Origin of the sequence: Thalassotalea insulae (genome assembly GCF_030161395.1) — a bacterium.
GTDB lineage: Bacteria > Pseudomonadota > Gammaproteobacteria > Enterobacterales > Alteromonadaceae > Thalassotalea_E > Thalassotalea_E insulae.
In genome coordinates, this window is record NZ_BSST01000001.1 from 3,848,310 (window position 1) to 3,871,887 (window position 23,578).

The following is a 23,578-nucleotide window of genomic DNA, read 5'->3' on the forward strand; positions in this document are numbered from 1 at the left end:
TGTGCTGATTTTGTTAATTATTTGTTATTTTTAACATATCTGCTGGTCAGTTTAATTAGACTATTTAAAGGTCGAATTTTACCAATGATTTCGGCATAATTAGTAAACGTTTAATTAGCTGTTACAGTGGATTATGTCATTTTCCTTGTTAGATATTATCGCGTTAGCCTGTTTTCTTATTTCTTGGATGGGGTATACCGCATTTGCTCGTCGTAAAGCGAAAACTACTAACTGTATTGCCCGTTGCTTGCATCAACATCGTATTCATTGGATGTTTGAAGTGATGAGTCGTGAAATAAAAGTAGGTGAAGCGGCTTTATTGGCTAATTTAGAACGAAATATTGCGTTTTTCGCTTCTTCTACCTTACTGGTACTGGCAGGTGTGCTAACTTTATTTGCTCAGGTAGAAAAACTGGAAGCGGTGATTGCATCTATTCCTTATGCTGAAACGCCTAATCACGCGCTTATTCAACTTAAGTTGGGCGTGCTGGCATCTATTTTTGTTTTAGCATTTTTTCAGTTTACTTGGTCAATGCGTCAGTATGGTTTTTTAAATGTTATGATAGGTGCAGCGCCATTAGGGGAAGTGGATAAAAATGACAATTTAAAAAATTACGCTAAACAAATGGCGGTGGTACAAGATCAGGCAGCTCATTCATATAACTATGGTCTACGCTCTTATTATTTTTCTATGGCTGCGATTTGTTGGTTCTTTCATCCGTTATTATTTATCCTGGCGAGTTTGTTTGTCGTTTATACCTTGTTTATTCGAGAGTTTAAATCGAAAGCGGTTAGGGCGATAACCTTTGGTCAGGAACTGCTGGCGACAGAGCGTAAAGCACGTAGTTAATTGTTATGAGTCATAGATATGCCAATTACACCCCGGCTGATTTTGATAATTTTGATTGCGTAAAAATATCAAAAGGTATTTATTTATTATTGATCTTTGTCTTACGCGGGTATTTTGTCTGGCTAATGTCAGTAACCAATATGAAGGATAGGGTCAGCATTATTCAGTGGGTTTATCCTGATCCAACATTGTTTTATTTGAGCCTGATATCTGGTGCTGTAGGCTTGTATGTAGTCGCTGTTTTAAGTTTACGGCGGCCGGACGCCCGTACTTGGGTGCGCCGAAGTTGGCAAAAATTACGTGTTATTTTACTCGCCGCGTTAGCATTTGATTTTGTCGTTAATTTACTAGGCTTTATTTATTTATCACAAGTGGCCCTTTGGTGGGTAGTCGTTAATGCCATCATCGGGTTATTGTTTTGCTTGTTTTTATTTTACAGTAAACGGGTAAAATTAAATATTGAAGAGTTTCCACAACAGCTTCCTGAAAAGTAAGTAATAGGGTTTTATGTTAGATACAAAAAATAGCAAAAATAATAAAGAACAGCGTTTGATCATTCTCGATACGGAAACCACAGGGATTAACCCGAGAGAAGGGCATCGTATTGTTGAAATTGGTTGCGTGGAAATGATCAACCGCCAGTTAACTGGTCGTAACTATCACGTTTACATCAAACCGATGCAAAATGGCATGCAAATGGTGATGGAGCAGGAAGTTATTGATGTCCACGGCTTAACCGACGATTTTTTGCGTGATAAACCTAAATTTGAAGAGATAGCACAAGAATTTATCGATTTTATTAAAGGTGCAGAGTTAGTTATCCATAACGCGAAGTTTGACGTTGGCTTTATGGACCATGAGTTTATGCTTGCCAATATGGGGCTACCAAAAACTGAAGATATCTGTACGGTTACGGATACGTTAAAGGTATCGAAAGACGAGTTTGGCTCGCCAAAAACGTTGGACTATTTAGCGCGTTTTTATAAAGTAGATAAATTAATTGACCGCACCTATCACGGGGCTTTGATCGATGCCCAGTTATTAGCCTTTGTTTACGTGGAAATGACACGTAAACAAGCCGCGTTAAATTTAATGGTGGGAGATGGTACTAAAGACGGTGAAGATGTGAATGCCATCAGAAGGCTATCTTCGTCACGGCAAAAATTAAAGATTATCCATGCAACTGCCGATGAAGAGCTAGCACATAAAGAAAGACTAGCTATAGTTGCAGAAAAAGGGAGCGAGCCTATATGGCCAAATTGAGCCTGATAGTATCTTTGATTGTTGTATATTTATTATCATTTACTACTAAGGGATTTACCTTTAGTGAAACGCCCGAAATTAAATATTACGAACAGGATGATATTACTAACCAAATCCCATATTTTGATAATCGCTTTCATATTGATGCGCAATTAGAAGAAGTGACGTTGTTATTTTATCGTAGACGCGGCACACCACCGATTATTTTAGTCCGCCCTGATGGCAGCAAGTATAAAATTAATACGATCCCCCAAGATAAAGTGCAGTGGTATGACGATCAAACCTTTGACATGATCCAAATCAAGAAGCCTATGCCTGGTCCTTGGCAGGCGATTGGCGATATTTTGCCTAATAGTAAGATCATGTTAGTGACTGATGTGAGGCTGGAAGTTGAACCTTTGGCTGAGATCTTGTTATCGGGAGAAACGCTTAAGGTTGAAGCGCAAATTTATAATAGCGATAAGGTTATTGATGATCCGCTATTTAATGATGTCATTGAGCTCGAAATTGCATTTTATAGTACTAATAACTCAGCGTATGATAATTTTGGTGCTGAACCTATTGAGCTTGGTACGTTTCGTGATGATGGCTACGAATTAGATGAGTATGCCAGAGACAGTCTTTTTACCGGTGAATTTACACTGGACTTTTCTGCTGGTGAGTGGCTACCTATTTATAGGGTAAAAATGCCCATGGCAACGCGGGAATTAAGACAAAAGCCCGTCATTGTCAGGCCGAATCCAATAACTCTTTCAATTGAAACTTCTTTAAGCCCTGAACAAGGCCATACTTTAACCCTTAATATTGATGACACTTATGTCGATGTTAATAGTTTAATTTTTCAGGGCAAAGTTATTTTCCCGGATCGACAAAGTGAACCCTTTGCTATTATGGATGGTTCCGGGAAACAGCGAATTAAAATGATTGATTATTCTGAACCCGGTTTACACCGCGTTAGTTTAAATGCCTTTGGGACAACGATAAACGGTCGGGAGTTTCGTTTAGTCGTACCTGACTTTAGTTTTAACGTTGAACGCCCTGATGGGCCATTAGTGCCAACCTTAGATGGTGAATCCTCGGAAAGCTCTGCTGAGGCAGCTGCACGAGAAATGGCAGAAAAGATTGCTGAAGAAAAAGCGCAATTTGAAATGCAAATAGCACAGGCAAAAGCTGAACAAGAAGCTCAAGTCAAGGCTAGAGAACAACGAACCTGGATCATTATTGGCGTCGCAAATGGTATTATTATCTTGTTAGGTATTGGTGTATTTTTCTATTTGCGTAAAAAGAAGCTCGCTAATAAAGGATAATTTTTACCTGATTTGCTATGTTTTTCGACTTATTGCTCATCAATTGTCCATATAGTTAATTGATCGTAAAAAAGTGGTTGACGCATTCGATTGTTAACCGTATTATTCCCGCCGCATTCAACGACTTGTTGTTGAACGCAGTAATTAAGGCGCGGAGTGGTAGTTCAGTTGGTTAGAATACCGGCCTGTCACGCCGGGGGTCGCGGGTTCGAGTCCCGTCCACTCCGCCAAATTAATTATTGCATTATATCTTCTGCGGAGTGGTAGTTCAGTTGGTTAGAATACCGGCCTGTCACGCCGGGGGTCGCGGGTTCGAGTCCCGTCCACTCCGCCACTAGATATAACCTTAGACAAGTTGAAGTTTGAAATACTGCGGAGTGGTAGTTCAGTTGGTTAGAATACCGGCCTGTCACGCCGGGGGTCGCGGGTTCGAGTCCCGTCCACTCCGCCACTATTTCAAATGACTTATTGGAAATGCGCTTAAGAAAAATATCGCGGAGTGGTAGTTCAGTTGGTTAGAATACCGGCCTGTCACGCCGGGGGTCGCGGGTTCGAGTCCCGTCCACTCCGCCACATTTTTCCTTCATCTCTTCTTAGTTTAAAATTCTTAGTATTCTGTTTAATCATCTCATTGTATTAATTCTGATATTTATCTTTTATCTCAAGCCGTGGTTATTTATTTTGACTGGTGTTGACTAGAGTGATCAATTCACTGCGGGTATTAATACCGAGTTTTAAATAAATGCGGTAGAGGTGATTTGAAACGGTTGATGGTGACAGTTCAAGTTGCCTAGCGACTTGTTTAAATGTTCCTCCCTGACATATCTTATCTACTACTTGTTTTTCTCTGTTAGTAAGCTGATCTAATTGATTTTTTACCCGTACCGATATCTTGTATAATTCACCATAAGGCAGCACTTCAAATAGCAAATTATTGTAACTAAAGCTGGTTGAATGAGATAAAAAGTCGAATGGAAATTTTTGTAGTTTTGGCGCTGGAAAGTACTGCTCAATGATATCGAGAAATTTTTGCGTCACACTATGATATATCCCTTTAGCATCACATAAGGCGCTGCGATTTTCTAGTTGTCGTTGCGGGTTATAGTCAGTTAATTCCATGAACAAGCGATGGGAAGCACTGCTGAGTAAATGATAAAGCAGCCTGTTCTGTAATTGTTGTTCTTGTTCACTAAAACAATCTTCACGGTTAAAGCGATATAAGGTTAGCAAGGTAAAAATACCACTACGTTCATCTGAATGAATCGAGCTAAGGATACGTTCAATACCATAAGGGTTAAAACATTTGAGATAGAGTTCTGATTGATAAAAATCACTATCCTCTATTACATCACTCATATTCACTGCTTGTCCCTGGTTTTCAGTTAATTCACTGAAAATGGGATTTATATCGAGATATTTTAATAATTGCTCAAATATCTCGCCGGAAACATCAAGTGAATATTGGGTGTGGAAAGTTTTGGTTGATATATGACCGGTTCCCCAAATTGCACCATCAAAATGGATCACCTGGCGTAACTGCTCGAGTGCCCAGCTGGAAAATTGATCGAGTGCAATATTCGGGGCTTCTTTATAAAGCTGGCTGATAAAATGCTCAGCAGATAAATGTTTCATTGTCATGTTAACCATGTAAGTTACGTTAGGTAATTTTTACTATATTCAAGCAAACCATACTGGAGCAAACTAAAGTAGAGTTGATGCTATCAGCAGGTGCGTTAATGAAACAAGTAGAAAATTTGCATTGTGATACAGCTATTGCCGGCGGAGGAATTGCCGGTTTAGTTTGTGCTTTGGAGTTATTAGCACAAGGCGAACAGGTGATTATTGTTGACCGTGATAAAGCTGAACGGCTTGGAGGCCTAGCGCGCTGGGCTTTTGGCGGTATGGCACTTTGCGGCACTAAGCAGCAACGGCGGATGAAAATTCCCGATTCTAGCGATAAATTGTTAGCGGACTGGTACAGTTTTGCTAATTTTTCTGAACATGATTATTGGCCTAAGGCCTGGGCAAAGGAATATGCAGAACATTGTTTTGATAAAGTTTATCTTTGGTTAGATAAATTGGGGCTCAAGTTTTTACCTGCGGTTAACTGGGTCGAGCGTGGTCTTTATACACCGGGTAATTCCTTGCCTCGTTATCATGTGGTTTGGGGGACTGGCTGGCAGTTAGTGGAAACAGTTATTGAACAGTTAACACCTTATCTGGCCAATCGGCAATTGACTATCTTGTCTCAGCATAAGGCGACGGCATTTGCACAAGGGCAAGAGTTTCATTGTTTGTCGATAATCAATGAGCAAACCAACCAGAAGCTTGTCGTTAACGCTGCTAATGTTGTTATTGCTTGTGGCGGGGTTAATGGTGCGCTGGAAAATGCAAAGAAAAACTGGCTTTCAGGGTTTAATAATCCCAATGCTAATATGCTTAATGGCGCGAATCCTATTTCAGATGGCAAACTCCATCAGCAGTTAGCAGCTCAGGGAGCTAAACTGACTCATGTTGACAAAATGTGGAATTATGCCGCAGGTATACGTCATCCACAGGCGGAATTTGAACATCATGGACTCAGTTTGATCCCTTGTAAATCCGCGTTATGGTTAAATCACCGAGGGCAACGTATTGGTCCTACGCCGTTAGTGACAGGTTTTGATACTCATGAGTTATGTCAGCAAGTTGCCAAGCAGCAAAAGCCATGGACCTGGCAAATTCTAAACTGGCAGATAGCCAAAAAGGAACTGGCAGTTTCAGGCTCAGCACATAACCCATCAATTCGAGATAAAAAGCTATGGCAGTTTATAGCTGAAATTTTATTTGGCAATAAGCGTTTGGTGCGGCAATTATTAGAAGAAAGTGAAGATGTGATCTGTGCGGATTCGATTGACGGGTTAGTTCAGCAAATGAATCAGTTAACGGGTGATAATTTTGTTAATAGTGATGAGTTAACTAAAGTTATTAAGGGGTATGATCAACAGTTTGCTAATGGCGCTAGCATAGAGAATGATGATCAGGTACGCCGTATTCGTCATGCCAGGCAATGGCGCCCTGATAGATTAAGAACTTGTACTCCAGCACCGATTGGCAAAAATCCACAAAAGAATCCATTGATCGCCATTCGCGTACAACTTATCGCCCGTAAAAGTCTTGGCGGAATTCAAACTAATTTAAACAGTCAAGTACTAGATCAAGCAGGTAATGTGATGCAGGGACTTTACTGTATTGGGGAAGCCGCTGGATTTGGTGGTGGTGGTGCTAATGGAGAGAAATCATTAGAAGGCACATTTTTAGCTGGCTGTATATTGACTGCGCGTAATGCTGCAAAGGCGATAACTTCAGCGAGATAATAAAAATAAGGTAACAGTGTGAGAGTCATAATATGAAGAAAACAGCAGCCTGGTTAGTGCGCTATGCACTTGAACAACTTGAGATTAAGTTTACCTTTGGTATCCCTGGAGTTCATAACACTGAAATTTATGATGAGCTGGAAAAGTCACCGTTAATTAATCCGGTGCTAGTAACGCATGAAGGCTATGGCGCCTTTATGGCTGATGCAGTTAGTCGCAGCAGTGATAATATTGGCACGTTAGTAATTGTGCCGGCTGCAGGGGCAACACATGCGGCCAGTGGCATAGGCGAAGCATTTTTAGATGGTATTCCTATGCTAGTGATCAGTGGCGGGGTAAGAACAGATTCACAGTTTCAATACCAGTTACATGATATGGATCAGCATAAGATGCTTGAACCTATCACTAAGAAAACCTTTAAAGTAACGTCGCATCAGGACGTGGTTAGTACCATTTTTGAAGCTTATCGAGTGGCAAATGAAGGTGAGCCAGGTCCCGTTTTTGTTGAAATTCCGGTTAATTTACAACTGGATAAAGGGGAAGTGGACGACTTACCCATTTATAGACCTGAACCAGTTTCGTTAACTCATATGGCAAAACAGGCGATTACTGAGGCGGCACAGTTATTAGCTCAGGCAACAAATCCAGCTATTTTTGTTGGTTGGGGAGCGGTTCAGGCGACGGAAAGTACTGCGGCGATTGCTGAGTTGCTCGATGCGCCGGTGGCAACTACCTTACAAGGCTTAAGTGCTTTCAGTGCTAAACATCCGCTGCATACCGGAATGGGGTTTGGACCAGCTGCGGTGCCCGCTGCCACTAATGCGTTTAAAGCATGTGATTGTTTGCTCGCTGTCGGGACTCGTTTTGCAGAGATTGCGACGGGAAGTTTTGGTGTCACTGTGCCGGAAAACTTGATCCATATTGATATTAATCCCCAGGTGTTTAATGCTAATTATCCGGCTAAAGTTACCATTGAAGCAGATGCAACATTTGCTTTGGCTCAGTTAGCAACGTCATTAACTGAACAGACCATTAAAGCAAAACGTGGTGATGCTATCAGGCAAAGTATTGCTGATGATAAACAGGCTTACCTTGATAGCTGGTTAGCGCATCACAGCGGAGAGCGGGTTAATCCAGCACATTTTTTTCAGCAATTAAGGGCGCAACTGGCGGATGATGCTTTTGTGATTGCCGATGATGGTAATCATACATTTTTAACTGCTGAATTAATGCCGTGCTATCAAGCGAAGCATTTTTTCAGTCCAACAGATTTTAATTGTATGGGCTATGCGATCCCTGCTGTCATCGGTGCTAAGCTTGCCAATCCAGCGCATCAGGTGGTTGGGATCATCGGGGATGGCGCATTTTTAATGAGTCAAACTGAGCTTTTTACCGCGGCTCATTTATCTGTTGGCGGAATTTTTATTATCTTTAATGATGGTGAGCTGGCGCAAATCTCTCAGGCACAATCGACTCCTTATAATAAAAAAACTTGCACTGTGCTGCCTGATATTAAGTTTCAAGGGATAGCGCAAGCCAGTGGTTGTCATTATTTGAGGATAGATAATAATGACCAAGTGGCAGAAAAACTGGCTCAGGCGATTGAATTAAGTACTGAGCAACATCCCGTGGTGGTAGATGTTAATATCGATTACTCGAAGAAAACGCGATTTACTCAGGGGATTATTGCGACTAACTTAAAACGGATGAAATTGCCAACTAAAGTGCGGATGATCTCTAGGGCATTATGGCGCCGAGTGTAACGAATGAAACAATATTGAGCATCTAGTAATAAAATAAAGTGGTTAGACCAGTTGATTTTGCCGATAAACTCTCATAGTATTAGGGCTATTATAACAGGTCGTACCATTATGGAGTGTAGCTATGCTGACATACAAAGCGCCAATTGCCGATATTAAATTTTTATTTGAAGATGTTTTGGATTATTACAAGCACTATGAAAAATATCCTGAGTTTGAAGAGGCAACTCCAGATCTTGTTGATGCAATCATACAGGAGTGCGCCAAGTTTAGTGAAAACGAACTATTACCATTAAATCAAAGTGGCGATAAAGAAGGTTGTCAATTTGATAACGGCCAGGTCACCACACCCAAAGGCTTTAAAGAAGCTTATCAGCAATATGTGCAAGGGGGCTGGGCAGCATTGTCCCATGATTTGGAATACGGTGGTCAAGGGTTACCTTCTTCACTTGGTATGATCAAATCTGAAATGATGGGCACAGCTAACTGGTCTTGGGCAATGTACCCAGGTCTTAGCCATGGTGCGATGAACACATTAGATGTTCATGGCAGCGAAGAGCAAAAGCAATTATATCTCACTAAGCTTATTGAAGGCACTTGGACCGGCACTATGTGTTTAACCGAGCCGCAATGTGGAACGGATTTAGGACAGGTGAAAACCAAAGCGGTACCTAATGATGATGGCAGTTATTCAATAACAGGTACCAAGATATTCATTTCGGCAGGTGAGCACGATATGACGGATAACATCGTTCATATTGTACTTGCCCGTTTACCGAATGCCCCAGAGGGGACTAAAGGTATTTCTTTATTTATCGTGCCTAAGATGGATGTTGACAGTCAGGGCAATATTCTTGGTGAGAATAATGTTAGCTGTGGTTCCATTGAAGATAAGATGGGGATCAAGGCATCGGTGACTGCGGTGCTTAACTTTGATAAAGCTAAAGGGGTATTAATAGGTCCAGAAAATAAAGGCCTAGAATGCATGTTTACCTTTATGAATACCGCACGTGTTGGTACCGCGTTGCAAGGAGTCTGTGCGTCAGAACTTTCTTATCAAAATGCACTGATATATGCGAAAGAGCGTTTATCTATGCGCTCTTTAAAAGGTGCACAACAGCCAGAAAAAGTTGCTGATCCTATTATTGTTCATCCTGATGTTAGAAAGATGTTGTTAACGCAAAAAGCCTTTAGTGAAGGTGGGCGAGCGATGATTTACTATGCATCTCAATTGGTGGATGTGATTGAAAATTCTAAGGATGAAAAGGAGCGTAAGCGTGCGGATTATCGTTTAGGCTTTATCACACCCATTTTAAAAGCGTTTTTAACCGAAGTAGGCTTAGAAAGTGCGAACCTCGGGGTTCAGGTGTTCGGTGGTCACGGTTTCATAAAAGAGTGGGGCATGGAGCAAATTGTTCGTGATACCCGGATTGCTACCTTGTATGAGGGGACTACCGGTATTCAGGCGTTAGATTTACTTGGCCGTAAAATTTTATTAAGCCGGGGTAAGTCGTTGAAAAGCTTTACTATGGAAATTTTAGGTTTCTGTAAAGACAAGAGTATGATTTCCGGTAATCCACATAAACGCCAAATGAATAAATTTATCTGGCCATTAAGTAAAGCGGCAGCCAACTGGCAACAATATACCTTACGTTTAGCGCTGAAAGCGAAAAAGGACAGAGACTTTGTTGGTTCTGCCTCGGTGGATTATTTGATGTATTCAGGTTATATCACTATGGCTTATTTCTGGGCGAAAATGGCGCAGGCGGCATATGAAAAACTAGCCTCAGGCGTTGAGAATAGAGATTTTTATCGAGCTAAAATTAAGACTGCAGAGTTTTATTTTGAACGTATCTTGCCAAGAACTAAATCTCATGCTGCGACTATGATGGCAGATCCTAAATCACTGATGCAATTAGATGAAGAATTGTTATCTTTTCTTTAACTCTTAAATAGAGCTAAAAAATTAAGTTAATAAAAAAGCTGCAACTTGCAGCTTTTTTTATTTCTAAAATCAGAACTAAGCTTCGACCGTTTATAAGTGGCGGATCAAACGTAACAACTTAAATTTCAACTGCGTATAAGGTGCAAAACGTACTGGTAAGTCTTTGAGAAAAGGTCGAGTTAATACAGACTTTAAATGACTGAAGTTATCAAAACCTGCTTTACCACTGTATTGTCCTATGCCACTGGGGCCAACGCCGCCGAATGGTAAATCAGGCACGGCATTGAACATAATGACATCATTGACACATTGATTTCCTGAGCTAATTTCACTTATCCAATTATCAGTTTGCGCTTTATCTTTGGTAAATATATATGAAGACAGCGGTTTATCTCGTTCTTTAATAAATTGTTTGGCCTGCGCGAAACTTTCAATACTAATGATAGGTAGAATGGGACCAAAAATTTCATCTGTCATTAATGGGCTATCCAAAGCAGGATCGATTATCAATGTAGGTTCGATATATTTAGCGTCAATATCTGTGGTGCCACCAAAGGCAATTTCACCACTACTTAAGTAAGAGGCAATCCGCTTTGTATGACGTTGATTGACGATTCTGCCATAAGAAGGGCTAGCTTTTATATCTTCACCAAACATTTGTTTGATTTGTTTTTTCAGGGCAGTGACAAGTGGTGGGATCAAGCTTTTATCCGTAAGAATGTAATCCGGTGCAATACAGGTTTGGCCGGCATTCATCCATTTACCCCAGGCGAGGCGTTGGGCAGTAATCTCCAGATCAGCACTTTGATCTATATATACCGGGCTTTTTCCACCTAATTCTAATGTGACTGGTGTTAAGTGTTTTGCTGCGGCTGTCATAACGATACGTCCAACCTGACCATTACCAGTATACATAATATGATCGAATGGTTGTGCTAGCAGTTTAGTGGTTTCTTCAACTCCACCTTCAACGACCGAAAATGCACTGGTATCTAAATATTGTGGAACAAGTTTCGCTAACAATGCAGAGGTCGCTGGTGCTAGTTCTGATGGCTTTAAGATCGCACAGTTACCGGCAGAGATAACGGCGACTAATGGTGCTAACACTAGTTGCAGAGGATAATTCCAGGCACCTATAATTAATACGGTTCCTTGCGGTTCAGGTTGGATATAAGAACGTCCTGGTTGAGCGACAATAGGCGTACGTACTTTACGCTTTTTTGCCCATTTATCTATGCGCTTGACGACGTGATCAACGTCGCCTGATATGTAAGAGACTTCGGTGATCCAAGCTTCAACTGCTGGTTTTCCTAAATCTTGTTCAAGAGCATCTAGGCAAGCTTGTTCATTTTCTTCAACCAGTTTTTTAATTTGCAGTAACTGTTGCTTACGCCATTTGAGATCATGGGGTACCTGGCTATTGAAATAGCATCTATGCCCGTTCACCTGTTGTTCAAAGTTCACAAAGCGTCCTTATTATTATTCATTGGTCGGATGACTTAATCTACCTTAATTCGAACTTTTGTACAAAACAAGTTTTTAGCTATTAACACTTTGATTTAGAAACTGAAGCGCTATTGTTTGACTTGCAAAAGCCAATAGATCAGACGTTTTACCATGGCATAGATGGCGCTATTATCGACATCTTGCTGTGGAATAACAATATTTCGATATTCTATCTGGCTAAATAGGGTCAGCATGATATCGGCATCAATATCAGCCGTCTCCTGATTAAAGTAATGGCAAAGCTGTATACAGGGGGCTAATAGTGCGTCTCGGTGCGAGTTAGCAAGCTCCCTTAATTGGGGGCTACTTTGAATTTCGGTGAATAATAAACGTTTTACTGCTAATTCAACGGCATTATTTTGAATATTATCAATCAGGTATTGTGTTGCCATGGTTGTTAATAATTCAGCAAGTTCAGCACGTATCGCTAGTTTTTTTAGTTGTGCTTTTTTATATTTTGCTAGCATCTCAAATGCTGGTAACCAAGCGGTGTTAGCTCTGGTCGTGATTTGAGCACAATTAAGAATAAATGCTTGATGAATCAGCTCTTGAATATCCTTAAAGTAGTAGGTGGTTAACGATAGCTGCAGCTGTGCGTGATTAGCTATGGCCCTGTGGGTTGTTGCTTTGATCCCTTGGGTTGCTAATACTTCAATGGCGGCGTGTAAGATTTGGTTTCGAGTTTGTTCACCTTTAGTTCGGCGTCGAACAGGGCGAGGAGAGGCAACGACTGTCATTTTTAAAATAAGTTAACTATTAGTTAACGCTAAATTAACGTAACTATCGGGAGTTTTCAATGATGTCTGCGCTTTGGCACTATTTATTTCGCATTATACTGAGCTATTTTTGTATCATTTCGTTGCCATGTGGTGGTTAGCCAACGATGAAAATCACGCTTGTAATTTATATCTTCTATGTAATTTCCTCTAAGTTCGCTCAGATCGTCGATTTGTTCGATATCTATGATCACCTCCTTTAATCGTCCTTTAAGCATGTCTTTCATGATATGCCCGGGGTTTTGCGGATAGACTAAGGTGATATTAAGAATTTTATCAAATTGTTCACCCATCGTAGCTAAGGTAAAAGCGATACCACCAGCTTTGGGTATTAATAGGTGCTCGAACGAACTATTTTGCGCTTGATGCTTTTGCTCAGTAAAGCGGGTGCCTTCAACAAAATTGATAATAGTCGTCGGCTTGTTTCTATATTTTTCACAACTTTTTTTCGTTGTTTCTAAATCTGTGCCGATCAAATGAGGGTTTTTCTTTAAAAATGATTTACTGTAACGTTTCATAAATGGCATATCGAGCGCCCAGCAGCCCATACCGATAAAAGGTACTTTTTTTAAGGATTCTTTTAAAAAGTATTTGGGCTCGGGTGTGCGTGTTCGGGTAAAATGAGATAACACAAAAATGTCGAGCCAGCTTTGATGATTAGCAATCAATAAATACCATGATTCCTTATTTAAATTCTCATCTCCTTTAATCGTCCACTTGATGTTGTTAAACAAGCTCATGATCAGGTAGTTATTTAGTGCCCATAACCGATAAATAGCATGCATAGGGCGATATAATAATTGGTGAAATAATGAAAAAGGTAGCAAGTATTTTAGTAAGCCACCGATAAAGATTAATGAGCCACAAAATACCAGATTAAGGCAAAATAACGTAAAAGAGATCGGCATTAAAATAAAAGCAGGTAACACAGACAACATAGATGAATAGCGAGATCTTAAAAAAATTCATTAGAATATTTTACTTGTTTTCATTGTTATTTGGTAATGCTTTATTTGTTACAACTGTACGCTGAGTTGTTGATATTACTGATGATATCTATTCTAGCTATAAAAAAAGCAAGCGATTATGCTTGCTTTTTTACATCTGAATAGTCTGAGTTTAGCTAGATTGTGTTTGAGCAAATTTTGCCGAGATCAGCTCACTATGATCAAAGTCATCAACATTAATCGCTACCAGTCGAAGTTGTTCGGTGGTTTTGAGTAACTGTGCTTCTTCCTCAGTCAGTACCTTGGCTGCCAGTCCTTTTTCTGCGACTTTATCTAATTGATAAAATGGAAGTTTTTCTCCAATCGCCTGACAAACCTTATCAAATAAAGGTTCACATAAAAGGATGTTTGCTAAGGTAGTTTCTAGTTGGCCCAGCAAGTTTTTGCCATCATCGGTGAGATACTGACCTTTACCTAAACGTGTTCTTGCTTCATTCGGAGTTTGTAATAAACGGGCAACCTGGTGGTCAGTAACATCGGAAGGTCTTGTTAACCAAGTACCTAATGGGAAAATTACCGCCCGTAATATCAACGCAACTGCTTTATTAGGGAAATTACCTAATAATTCATCTATTGCTTGCTGTATTTGATATAAAGAGTCTTCAACCGCCCAGCTAACTAAAGGTAAATCGCTCTCTTGGCGGCCTTCATCGTTGTAGCGTTTTAATGTTGCACTGGCTAAATATAAATGACTAAGGATATCGCCTAAACGTGCAGAAATACGTTCTTTTCGTTTTAAATCGCCACCTAGGGTTAGCATTGCGATATCTGACAGCATTGCTAGGTTAGCACTAAAACGAGTAAGTAACTGGTAATAGCGCTTAGTCTGATCATTAAATGGTGCACCAACAAAACGAGCTCCCGTCCATGACATCCATTTACTGCGAACGATATTGCTGATGGTAAAGCCAATATGGCCAAATAACGCATGATCAAAATCATTTAGCGCTTTGATAACATCTGGCGTGTTTGCCGCTTCAAGTTCTGCTAACACATACGGATGACAACGAATCGCGCCCTGACCGTAAATGATCATGCTACGGGTTAAAATGTTTGCACCTTCTACCGTGATTGCAACGGGGGCTCCCTGATATCCACGGGCGAGATAATTATTCGGTCCCATGCAGATGCCTTTACCACCATGAATATCCATGGCATCAGTGACGCATTGGCGCATTTTCTCTGTTAAATGGTATTTTGAAATTGCTGAAACAACAGAAGGTTTTTCACCCAGATCAATCGCCCCTGTTGACAAAGTAGTGACAGAGTCCATTAAATAAGCATTACCGCCAATACGTGCTAGTGCTTCTTCAATGCCTTCCATTTTACCAATAGGTAATTTGAACTGGCGACGAATACGACTGTATGCGCCCGTTGCCAATGCAATAGATTTGATACCACCGGCACTATTAGATGGTAGGGTGATTGCGCGTCCAACCGATAGGCATTCAACCAACATACGCCAGCCTTGCCCCGCCATTTTGGGGCCGCCAATAATATAATCTAATGGAACAAAGACTTCATTGCCTTGGGTTGGGCCATTTTGAAATGGTACGTTTAACGGGAAATGTCGGCGGCCGGTGATAACACCTTCGGTATCGGTTGGGATCAAGGCACAGGTGATGCCTAAATCAGGGATTTCACCTAACAGGCCATCAGGGTCAGTCAGTTTAAATGCCAGACCTAATACAGTCGCAATTGGTGCTAAGGTTATATAGCGTTTGTTCCAGGTTAGTTTCATCCCCAGTACTTCTTCACCATTAAAAGTGCCTTGACAAACGACACCAAAATCAGGAATAGCACCGGCATCTGAGCCCGCTTCTGGGCTAGTTAGGGCAAAGCAGGGGATTTCTTCACCTTTGGCTAACCGTGGCAGATAATGATCTTGTTGCTCTTTGGTACCATAATGTTGCAATAATTCGCCTGGGCCTAATGAATTAGGCACACCCACTGTACTGGCGAGCACTGTGCTGACGCCGGATAACTTTTGTAGGACGCGTGATTGGGCAAAGGCACTAAATTCTAGACCGCCATATTGCTTCTTAATGATCATCGCAAAAAACTTGTTATCTTTTAGATATTGCCACACTTCTGGCGACATATCTGCTCGGTCATGCGTGGTATGCCAGTCATCCACCATACGACAAACCTCTTCGACTGGACCATCTAAAAAGGCTTTTTCTTCTGCACTTAGTCGTGGCTGCGGGTAATTGTGTAGTTTTTGCCAGTCAGGATCGCCGCGAAACAAGTCTGCTTCAAACCAGGTTGTACCTGCATCAAGCGCTTCTTTTTCAGTTTTAGACATTTCTGGCATGATTTTTTGAAATGCAGACAGCAAAGGTTGACTAATATATTTTTTACGAAACTCCAGCAGATTAACAGGCAATGCCAGTATGGCGAATATTAGCCAGCCGAAGAAAGATACGGCATCAAAAAAAGTACCTAATATCATAAGTACCGTGAATGAAAGGGTAAATGTTGACAGCGAAGATCGCTGATACGTCATAAAGCCAATCAAGGCGATAGCACAAAGCCACCAAGTTAATAATTCCACAAATATTCCTTATACAGAGGTCTGACCACTTTGGTTTTAGCTTAAAGCGATTTAAACGAATTTTCAATTATTAGTTTAACTATAACTGAAATTTTACAATACCTGCTATTTGCAATGGTAAAAAGCTAACTGATATTATCAGATAAGTTAATTAAATATCTTATATTAATAGGTTGTTTCTATGGTTAAGTTGCGTGATTTAGAGTATTTAGATGCCATAGCCAAATACCGACATTTTGGTAAAGCGGCTCAGGCGTGTTTTGTTAGTCAACCGACATTAAGCGGGCAAATCATTAAGTTGGAGGAACAACTTGGTTTAACATTGGTAGAACGACAAACTCGCAAGGTGATGTTAACGCCAATGGGAGAGCAGTTGATAGAGCAAGCTCGTAGAGTATTGCAGGCAGCAGAAGATTTCCAAACCTCGGCCAAAGCGTTACTTGACCCGTTATCAGGAGATTTACACTTAGGCATGATCCCGACATTAGCGCCGTATTTATTGCCGCATATTATGACGGATTTAAACAATGAACTACCGAGTATTAATTTTTATCTTTATGAAGATAAAACTCAGCATTTACTGACACAACTTGCTGAAGGGAAATTGGATGCTTTGATTTTACCCTGGCTAGATAGCATGGATAAATTTGAGCGTTATGACCTATTTAACGAAGCGTTTGTTATGGCCTCACCGAAAGGGCACGCATTTGCCAAACGAGAGAGTATAACGCTAAAGGATTTAGCTGATCATAATATTTTGACCTTAGAAGATGGTCATTGCTTGCGCGATCAGGCAATGGGCTATTGCTTTAGTGCCGGTGCCAATGAAGATCAAAGTTTTCGGGCAACCAGTTTAGAAACCTTACGTTATATGGTGGCAAGTAATATGGGGGTAACTTTATTGCCTGAGCTTGCAACATTAAACCGCACTGGGCATGAAGATGTTTATTACACTCGTTTTCAGCAACCTGAGCCGAATCGTCAAATTTCGTTATTGATCCGGCCGGGTTACTCTCGGATGGCCTGTATTCGTAAAGTTGTTACTTGTGTAAAAAATTCAATGGCGTCGTTTAAAATTTGAAAAATGCCAGATCTCTGAGATAGGTGAACTGGCATTTTAATCACAGCAAGAAGATTACACTTTATGCTGCTTGTTCGGTGTTAGCCATAGGTTGTGCAGTGCGAATTAAGTGATCAAATGCTCCTAGTGCTGATGTTGCGCCGCTACCCATAGCAATTATTATTTGCTTATAAGGTGAATCGGTAACATCGCCGGCGGCAAAGACCCCTGACATACTAGTTTGACCGTTACTTTGGGTGATAATTTCCCCGTGAGATGTTAGTTCGAGATCTCCGTGTAAAAACTGTGAATTGGGCACTAAACCAATTTGCACAAATACCCCGGCAAGAGTTAATTGGTGTTCGGTATTCGTTTTACGGCAGGTATACTTGATAGCCGTTACTCGTTTGCCATTGCCTAATATTTCAGTGGTTTGTGCATTGGTGATGATTTCAATATTGGCCATCGTTTTTGCTTTTTCTTGTAACACAGCATCAGCACGCAATGAAGAGTCAAACTCTAAGACAGTCACATGCTCAACGATACCGGCTAAATCAATGGCCGCTTCTATGCCAGAGTTACCACCACCAATGACGGCAACAGATTTACCTTTAAATAACGGGCCATCACAGTGCGGGCAATAGGCAACACCTTTACCACGGTATTCCTGTTCACCAGGAACATTGATTTCCCGCCAGCGGGCACCGGTGGCTAGCAATACTGAGCGGCTTTGCAAGCTGGCACCACTTTCCAACTCGATAGTAATCAAATCACCGGCACTTTGTGCTTCGATAATTTTTTTCACTCGCTGGCCGTTCATCACATCAACATCATAGTCTTTAACATGTTCTTCTAAACTGGCAACCAGCTTAGGCCCTTCGGTGGCCTTAACTGAAATAAAGTTTTCGATCGCCATGGTATCCTGTACCTGACCGCCAAAACGATCAGCAACTAGCCCTGTTTTAATACCTTTACGGGCACCATAAATAGCGGCTGATGCACCAGCCGGGCCACCGCCGACTACCAGAAAGTCAAATGCCTCCTTGGCATTAATTTTATCTGCCTGTCGGGCTTCGGCATTGGTATCCAGTTTATTTAATATTTCGGTTAGGCTAATACGGCCCTGAGCAAATAATTCACCATTTAGATACACCGACGGCACGGCAAGAATATCGCGACTATGCACTTCTTCACTAAACAAGGCGCCATCGATCATCACATTGGTGATATTGGGGTTGAGTGCCGCCATCATGTTCAGCGCCTGAATAACATCCGGGCAGTTTTGACAGCTTAATGAGACATAGCTTTCAAAACGAAAATTGCCAGGCAATTCACGAATTTGCTTAATCACTTCTGTTTCAAGTTTTTGCGGATGACCGCCACTATGTAATAACGCGAGCACGAGTGAGGTAAATTCGTGGCCCATAGGAATACCGGCAAAGCGTATTTTACTGTTAGTGTTGACTGAGCGCACCAGCATTGAAGGTGTGCGTTCTTGTGAATCATTGCCTTCTGGATTTTCATTAATCGTGATCAAAGGCGATAATGCAGCAATATCTTGCGCCAGGTTTTTAAGTTCGATTGATTTAGGGCTGCTGTCTAAAAAAAGTGAAAGCTCAACGGCAGATTGTAGTTGTTGTAAGTAGCTTGATAACTGTTGTTTTAATGTTGTATCTAACATAGTGAACTTCCTTAAATAATTAGGACTAACTTGATTGAAACAGGAAAAAGTGCCGACTTCACACGCTGTATATTAGAGCGTGAAGTCGATGATTAATGGCAAATGTTAGATTTTGCCAACCAAGTCCAGTGAAGGTGCTAATGTTGCTTCGCCTGGCTGCCATGCCGCTGGACATACTTCACCGTCGTGTGAGGCAACATATTGCGCGGCCTGAATTTTTCGTACTAACTCGCTGGCAGAGCGGCCAATGCCTAAGTCGTGAATTTCAGCTACCTTGATTTCACCTTCAGGGTTAACAACAAAAGTGCCGCGAAGCGCTAACCCGTCTTGCTCAATCATCACGCCAAAGTTACGGGTGATAGTGCCGGTTGGGTCGCCGATCATTGGGTAATTGATCTTGTTAATGGTATCTGAGCTGTCATGCCATGCTTTGTGGGTAAAGTGGGTATCGGTTGATACCGAGTACACTTCCACACCCATTTCTTGTAATTTCGCGTAGTGATCTGCCAGGTCGCCTAATTCAGTCGGACAAACAAAAGTAAAGTCAGCAGGGTAGAAGAAAAATACCGACCACTTGCCAGCGGTGTCTGCTTCTGTTACTTCGATAAAATCGCCGTTATGAAATGCGGTTGTTTTAAAAGGTAAAATTTTCGTATTGATAATAGATTGATTCATGTCATTCTCCAGTTGGTTTTTATATTCTTGATAACTTTTGTTATCTACTGTTTAACTGGTAACTATGATATGAATAATTTTGTCATTGATTAAATCGTTTATAATTATTAGTTCGATAGATTTTAGCTATTAAATTTAAGAGATGTTATTTGTGCAGTACTAAACAGCGGTGTTGCACTTGATAATTATCATTACAGTCAAATGAAGTGGTTTGTTTACAATGTATTAACATTTTGTGATAATGTTTTGTTTAAATATCGTATATGGCTAAGTAGTTACTTCTAGGGGATTTCTTAGCTAGTAAATCAATGGATGATTTTTAACAGTGAAAAAAATACTCCCTATTACAATTTTATTGATACTTCTTTTTTCGGTTGCTTTTTATAGTAATAACTCTAATCAGAATAATAATCAAATAGTTAAAACTCAAGACGTTCAAGTTGCTCCCCAATTAAGAGCTACCGATATTAGCCAGGAGTTGGAAAAAAGTCATTACATTCGTAATACTCTTCCAAGTTTTTGTGAGCACTATGTAACCCCGGTTGAAGACGTTTCTTTATGGGCAAATGAAAAAAAAGTGTTGATAAAAGAAATGTATCTGCAATTTGAAAAGAACAATATTGAAAGAATGGTGATCGATCATATCTCTGAGCTTTCAGGTATTGGATTTTTTAGAGGGAGAGTTCTTAATAGAAACAGGAAAAGCTCAAACGGTTTACCTGACGTGGCTGCGAAAGATGCAGGCATGATGTCAGAGAGTGAAAATAAATTATTTCAATCGCTTGTTGAGTCAGAACAATGGGATGAATTATTAGCGGCTTATCAGCAAAACAAATTATCGCCCACAGATTATTCCTTTACTTTTCGAGGTGTGTTGTCACCGATTAGTTTTATTTTAAAGAAAAATGCTGAACTTCAGGGGCAAGATATTGTTCTACGTTTAATATCAAGTGGGGTTAAACCAACCTTTGTCGATTTAATGACCGCTACAGAATTAGCATTACCAGTAAACTTTGTCGCTCTGTTATACAATGCTAGCGGCCTGGACGTGACACGTACTTATTTTGATTTAGGGTTTTATAGTTCACTTAGTGTCGTAGCAACTAAAGCATTAGCACCTGAATTACTGGAATACTGGTTGTCTTTAGATAGCCCCGCCACACCAGATTTATTTAGTAAAAGTGCACTGGATTTATTACCTGTTCCTGAAAATGAACAAGAAAAAGCAAAATATACTGAAATGTTTATTATTTTGATGAATCATAATATTAGGCCTAATAATTTAGGAACGGTAGGAAAATTACGTAGTTGGCTGCCAGAGCCGTTAATTGCCAATTATCAGACTATATTTACGCAATTGAATGAGAAAAGTATTTCTGATGTACAAAAGGAATTTGTTCATTCAAAAATAATTGAATTATATCAAATTGTACTGAGTGGCCGTTTAAAAGATGAAGGTACCGACAGCATAGAAAATAAGTGTTTTCTTAAAGCAGGTCGCAAATTGATAAAAACAATATTTAAGAAAAAGCATCGTACCGCTATTAGTAAATCAGCTATAAGAGTGTCTCCAGATAAGAAAGCAAGGGAGTTAGTTGCTAGTTTTGATAGAGATAGTTTGACAACTAATGAAATTATTGAACAGTTAAGTGAAAGGGATGATTTAGTAGCTAAGCTTGCTATGCAGCAATTAATGCTTGCTGAAATGCAGAAGAAAATCGAGATGGTAGAAGATGAATCGAAACAAGAGTTATCCCAACAGCAAAATGAAACTATAAATGAAGCAATAGCTTCGGCCGGAAATAATAATTGGGAAGTCACGCAAGAAATTATTGATAACATGGAAGATACCAAGGAAAGTGAAAAATTGGATCTTCAATTAATGTTGGCAATATCTTCCAATCAAGACTGGTCAATTATTCGTTCGTTATTAGAAGCTGGTGCGGTATTGCCTGAAGGTTACGTTTTTATGCTCGCTCGGCTTAATAACCCTGAATTAGCTGAACGACTTATTCCTTATGGTTTAGATATCCATCTTGTCGATAGCAATGGTTACAATGCCATCTATCACAGTACGATTAATAATGCGCAAGAGATGCTGATTTTTCTACTTGATAATCATGTTGATATTAATGTTATTCCTCGGGGCATGGATGCCTTAGATCACGCGTTATCTATGTTAAGGTATCGGCAGAAATTTATCGGTGTTATTGAGGTTTTAGTTAAAAGGGGAATGAAAATAGTGAAAAGTCATCGTGAACGAGTTGAGGAATATAAAAATTCATCTCCTGATACATATCAGTTGATAGCAACTAGGGTACCACAGTTGATTAATTCAGTAAGCGAGTAGGCTTGGCTGTATTTTAGTGCAAGGAAACAAAATGGAAGAGCAAGTAAAAGCGTTTAGAAATAAGAGTAAGAAATACGCAATTTTTGTCTCTATTATAGCATTAAGCCCGATCTTAATTGGTTTTGGTGGTATGTTGAGAATAAGCCCATTTTATGAACTTTTGGTTTTTATCACTAAAGAAAACCTTTTTCCATATGTGCTAGCGGGTTATTTTATTATTAGCTGGATGCTAGCACGTTATTTTAAGCCAAGTATTAAATGTGAAAGTTGTAACGAAGAGTTAGCGTATACTTATACTCAAAGCAAAAAAACGGTTATCGCTTGCCCTTATTGCGCAGCTTCGTTTAAATCACATTAATTGACTGGATGTTATTTGGCACCATAGGAAAAATATGGACAAGTATTTAATTACCAAAGAAGAAATAGAACAATATCAAGGGATTGACAAGACACATTTTCTCAATGATAACGCCAAGCGGGTAAATAAATCTTAGGGCGATCTTACCGGCTTAACCGGCTTTGGCTTTCATCTAATAGAAATTTAGCCAGGGCATCAATCCACCTAATTTCATAAACATTATCCTGAAGATGATGTCTTTATATTCTTGAAGGTCAAGGGGAGGCGCAAATAGGTGAGCAAAGTTATTCGGTTAAGGCCGGGGACGAAGCACATTTACTGATCAATAATAGTGATAGTGTGCTTGAATGTATTGTTGTTGGTCAGCGCCTGGCGTTTGATGTTGGCGATTATCCAAGATTAAATAAACGAAATTATCGTTAGTAAGGTCAACCTTGGCAGTTGGTGGATATTGATAACCTAGTAACGCCAGATCATGCGACCTTGGCAAAAGGTGCTAAGGTTAATTCAAACTCAGGAGGATGATTATGGTGAAGCAGGGCATGCTAAGTGATCAGGAAAGCTATCAAGACGTAATTACATTTTGGTTTGAAGAAATAGATAAAGCCAAATGGTTTGCTAAAGATACCAGCTTTGATCAACTTCTTCGTGACAAGTTTGCTGAGCTCCACGGCAAAGCCGTTGCTTGTGAATTATCTGGCTGGCGTGACAATGCGTTAGGTAGCCTTGCAGAAGTTATTATCCTCGACCAGTTTTCCCGAAATATTTTTCGTGATGAGCCACAAGCGTTTTTATATGATCCTTTATCATTAGCGTTAGCACAAGTGGCTATCGCCAAGGGCTTTGATAAAGCATTAACCGTAGAGCAGACCAGTTTTTTGTATATGCCGTTTATGCATAGTGAGTCATTAGTGATACACAACCAAGCGGTAAAACTTTTCACTGAGCTCGGCGCGCCGAATAATCTTGAATTTGAATTAAAGCACAAGGCGATCATTGAACAGTTTGGCCGTTATCCTCATCGAAATGAAATTCTTGGGCGATATTCAACGCCGCAAGAGTTGGAATATTTAGCACAACCGGGGGCTGGCTTTTAAGCTATAGTCCTTAATTAAAACTGTGTATAATCA

18 protein-coding genes and 4 tRNA genes are annotated in these 23,578 nt (G+C 40.3%); 15 read left to right on the forward strand and 7 right to left on the reverse strand.

Going from position 1 to position 23,578, the window contains the following annotated elements:
* Window positions 1–133 precede the first annotated feature (133 nt).
* The 8 genes from QQK06_RS17255 to QQK06_RS17290 all read left to right on the forward strand — a co-directional run bounded on the left by QQK06_RS17255 (window position 134) and on the right by QQK06_RS17290 (window position 3,993).
* A complete protein-coding gene (locus QQK06_RS17255; RefSeq protein WP_284246041.1) occupies window positions 134–850 on the forward strand; it encodes a DUF599 domain-containing protein in 717 nt (238 codons plus the stop codon).
* A 5-nt stretch (window positions 851–855) separates the two neighbouring features.
* Window positions 856–1,344, forward strand: a complete 489-nt coding sequence (locus QQK06_RS17260; RefSeq protein ID WP_284246042.1) for a DUF2919 family protein — start codon at window positions 856–858, stop codon at window positions 1,342–1,344.
* Window positions 1,345–1,357: 13 nt separating this feature from the next.
* Entirely contained in the window at window positions 1,358–2,113 is a 756-nt protein-coding gene (gene dnaQ / locus QQK06_RS17265; protein ID WP_284246043.1) for a DNA polymerase III subunit epsilon, read from the forward strand.
* Complete coding sequence (locus QQK06_RS17270; RefSeq protein ID WP_284246044.1) at window positions 2,101–3,420, forward strand: TIGR03503 family protein; 1,320 nt, start codon at window positions 2,101–2,103, stop codon at window positions 3,418–3,420. The genes dnaQ and QQK06_RS17270 overlap by 13 nt, the downstream gene beginning before the upstream one ends.
* 153 nt (window positions 3,421–3,573) lie before the next feature.
* Window positions 3,574–3,650, forward strand: a tRNA-Asp gene (locus tag QQK06_RS17275).
* Between the two features lie 27 nt (window positions 3,651–3,677).
* Window positions 3,678–3,754, forward strand: a tRNA-Asp gene (locus QQK06_RS17280).
* A gap of 40 nt (window positions 3,755–3,794) precedes the next feature.
* A tRNA-Asp gene (locus QQK06_RS17285) sits at window positions 3,795–3,871 on the forward strand.
* Between the two features lie 45 nt (window positions 3,872–3,916).
* Window positions 3,917–3,993 (forward strand) — tRNA-Asp (locus QQK06_RS17290).
* A 99-nt stretch (window positions 3,994–4,092) separates the two neighbouring features.
* On the opposite strand, the gene QQK06_RS17295 is transcribed toward QQK06_RS17290, so the two are convergent.
* Window positions 4,093–5,052: a response regulator transcription factor gene (locus tag QQK06_RS17295; protein WP_284246045.1), complete on the reverse strand. Its 960-nt coding sequence runs from the start codon at window positions 5,050–5,052 to the stop codon at window positions 4,093–4,095.
* Window positions 5,053–5,156: 104 nt separating this feature from the next.
* Here QQK06_RS17295 and QQK06_RS17300 point away from each other — a divergent pair, with 104 nt between their 5' ends.
* The 3 genes from QQK06_RS17300 to QQK06_RS17310 all read left to right on the forward strand — a co-directional run bounded on the left by QQK06_RS17300 (window position 5,157) and on the right by QQK06_RS17310 (window position 10,481).
* Window positions 5,157–6,776 (forward strand): FAD-dependent oxidoreductase, encoded by a 1,620-nt coding sequence (locus QQK06_RS17300; protein ID WP_284246046.1) that lies wholly within the window; start codon window positions 5,157–5,159, stop codon window positions 6,774–6,776.
* A 32-nt stretch (window positions 6,777–6,808) separates the two neighbouring features.
* Window positions 6,809–8,539: a thiamine pyrophosphate-binding protein gene (locus QQK06_RS17305; protein ID WP_284246047.1), complete on the forward strand. Its 1,731-nt coding sequence runs from the start codon at window positions 6,809–6,811 to the stop codon at window positions 8,537–8,539.
* 121 nt (window positions 8,540–8,660) lie between these two features.
* Window positions 8,661–10,481 (forward strand): acyl-CoA dehydrogenase C-terminal domain-containing protein, encoded by a 1,821-nt coding sequence (locus tag QQK06_RS17310; protein ID WP_284246048.1) that lies wholly within the window; start codon window positions 8,661–8,663, stop codon window positions 10,479–10,481.
* A gap of 90 nt (window positions 10,482–10,571) precedes the next feature.
* Here QQK06_RS17310 and QQK06_RS17315 read toward each other — a convergent pair whose 3' ends face one another.
* The 4 genes from QQK06_RS17315 to fadE form a co-directional block, all read right to left on the reverse strand.
* Window positions 10,572–11,945: an aldehyde dehydrogenase family protein gene (locus QQK06_RS17315; protein WP_284246049.1), complete on the reverse strand. Its 1,374-nt coding sequence runs from the start codon at window positions 11,943–11,945 to the stop codon at window positions 10,572–10,574.
* Window positions 11,946–12,055: 110 nt separating this feature from the next.
* Complete coding sequence (locus tag QQK06_RS17320) at window positions 12,056–12,724, reverse strand: TetR/AcrR family transcriptional regulator (RefSeq protein ID WP_284246050.1); 669 nt, start codon at window positions 12,722–12,724, stop codon at window positions 12,056–12,058.
* Window positions 12,725–12,807: 83 nt separating this feature from the next.
* Window positions 12,808–13,701 (reverse strand): 1-acylglycerol-3-phosphate O-acyltransferase, YihG family, encoded by an 894-nt coding sequence (gene yihG, locus QQK06_RS17325; RefSeq protein WP_284246051.1) that lies wholly within the window; start codon window positions 13,699–13,701, stop codon window positions 12,808–12,810.
* A 181-nt stretch (window positions 13,702–13,882) separates the two neighbouring features.
* Window positions 13,883–16,324 carry an acyl-CoA dehydrogenase FadE gene (fadE, locus tag QQK06_RS17330; RefSeq protein ID WP_284246052.1) on the reverse strand — a complete coding sequence of 814 codons (2,442 nt, stop codon included), beginning with the start codon at window positions 16,322–16,324 and terminating at the stop codon, window positions 13,883–13,885.
* Between the two features lie 181 nt (window positions 16,325–16,505).
* Here fadE and oxyR point away from each other — a divergent pair, with 181 nt between their 5' ends.
* On the forward strand, window positions 16,506–17,405 hold the full coding sequence (gene oxyR, locus QQK06_RS17335) for a DNA-binding transcriptional regulator OxyR (protein ID WP_284246053.1): 900 nt from the start codon (window positions 16,506–16,508) through the stop codon (window positions 17,403–17,405).
* A gap of 61 nt (window positions 17,406–17,466) precedes the next feature.
* Here oxyR and ahpF read toward each other — a convergent pair whose 3' ends face one another.
* The gene (gene ahpF, locus QQK06_RS17340) at window positions 17,467–19,065 is read right to left on the reverse strand and encodes an alkyl hydroperoxide reductase subunit F (protein ID WP_284246054.1); all 1,599 of its coding nucleotides are present in this window, start codon (window positions 19,063–19,065) and stop codon (window positions 17,467–17,469) included.
* Window positions 19,066–19,170: 105 nt separating this feature from the next.
* The gene (ahpC, locus tag QQK06_RS17345; RefSeq protein WP_284246055.1) at window positions 19,171–19,740 is read right to left on the reverse strand and encodes an alkyl hydroperoxide reductase subunit C; all 570 of its coding nucleotides are present in this window, start codon (window positions 19,738–19,740) and stop codon (window positions 19,171–19,173) included.
* 325 nt (window positions 19,741–20,065) lie between these two features.
* On the opposite strand from ahpC, the gene QQK06_RS17350 reads away from it, so the two are divergent.
* From QQK06_RS17350 to QQK06_RS17360, 3 genes are all read left to right on the forward strand, one after another.
* Window positions 20,066–22,090: an ankyrin repeat domain-containing protein gene (locus QQK06_RS17350; protein ID WP_284246056.1), complete on the forward strand. Its 2,025-nt coding sequence runs from the start codon at window positions 20,066–20,068 to the stop codon at window positions 22,088–22,090.
* A 31-nt stretch (window positions 22,091–22,121) separates the two neighbouring features.
* Window positions 22,122–22,448 carry a hypothetical protein gene (locus QQK06_RS17355; RefSeq protein WP_284246057.1) on the forward strand — a complete coding sequence of 109 codons (327 nt, stop codon included), beginning with the start codon at window positions 22,122–22,124 and terminating at the stop codon, window positions 22,446–22,448.
* A gap of 527 nt (window positions 22,449–22,975) precedes the next feature.
* Entirely contained in the window at window positions 22,976–23,545 is a 570-nt protein-coding gene (locus tag QQK06_RS17360) for a DUF924 family protein (RefSeq protein WP_284246058.1), read from the forward strand.
* Window positions 23,546–23,578 lie beyond the last annotated feature (33 nt).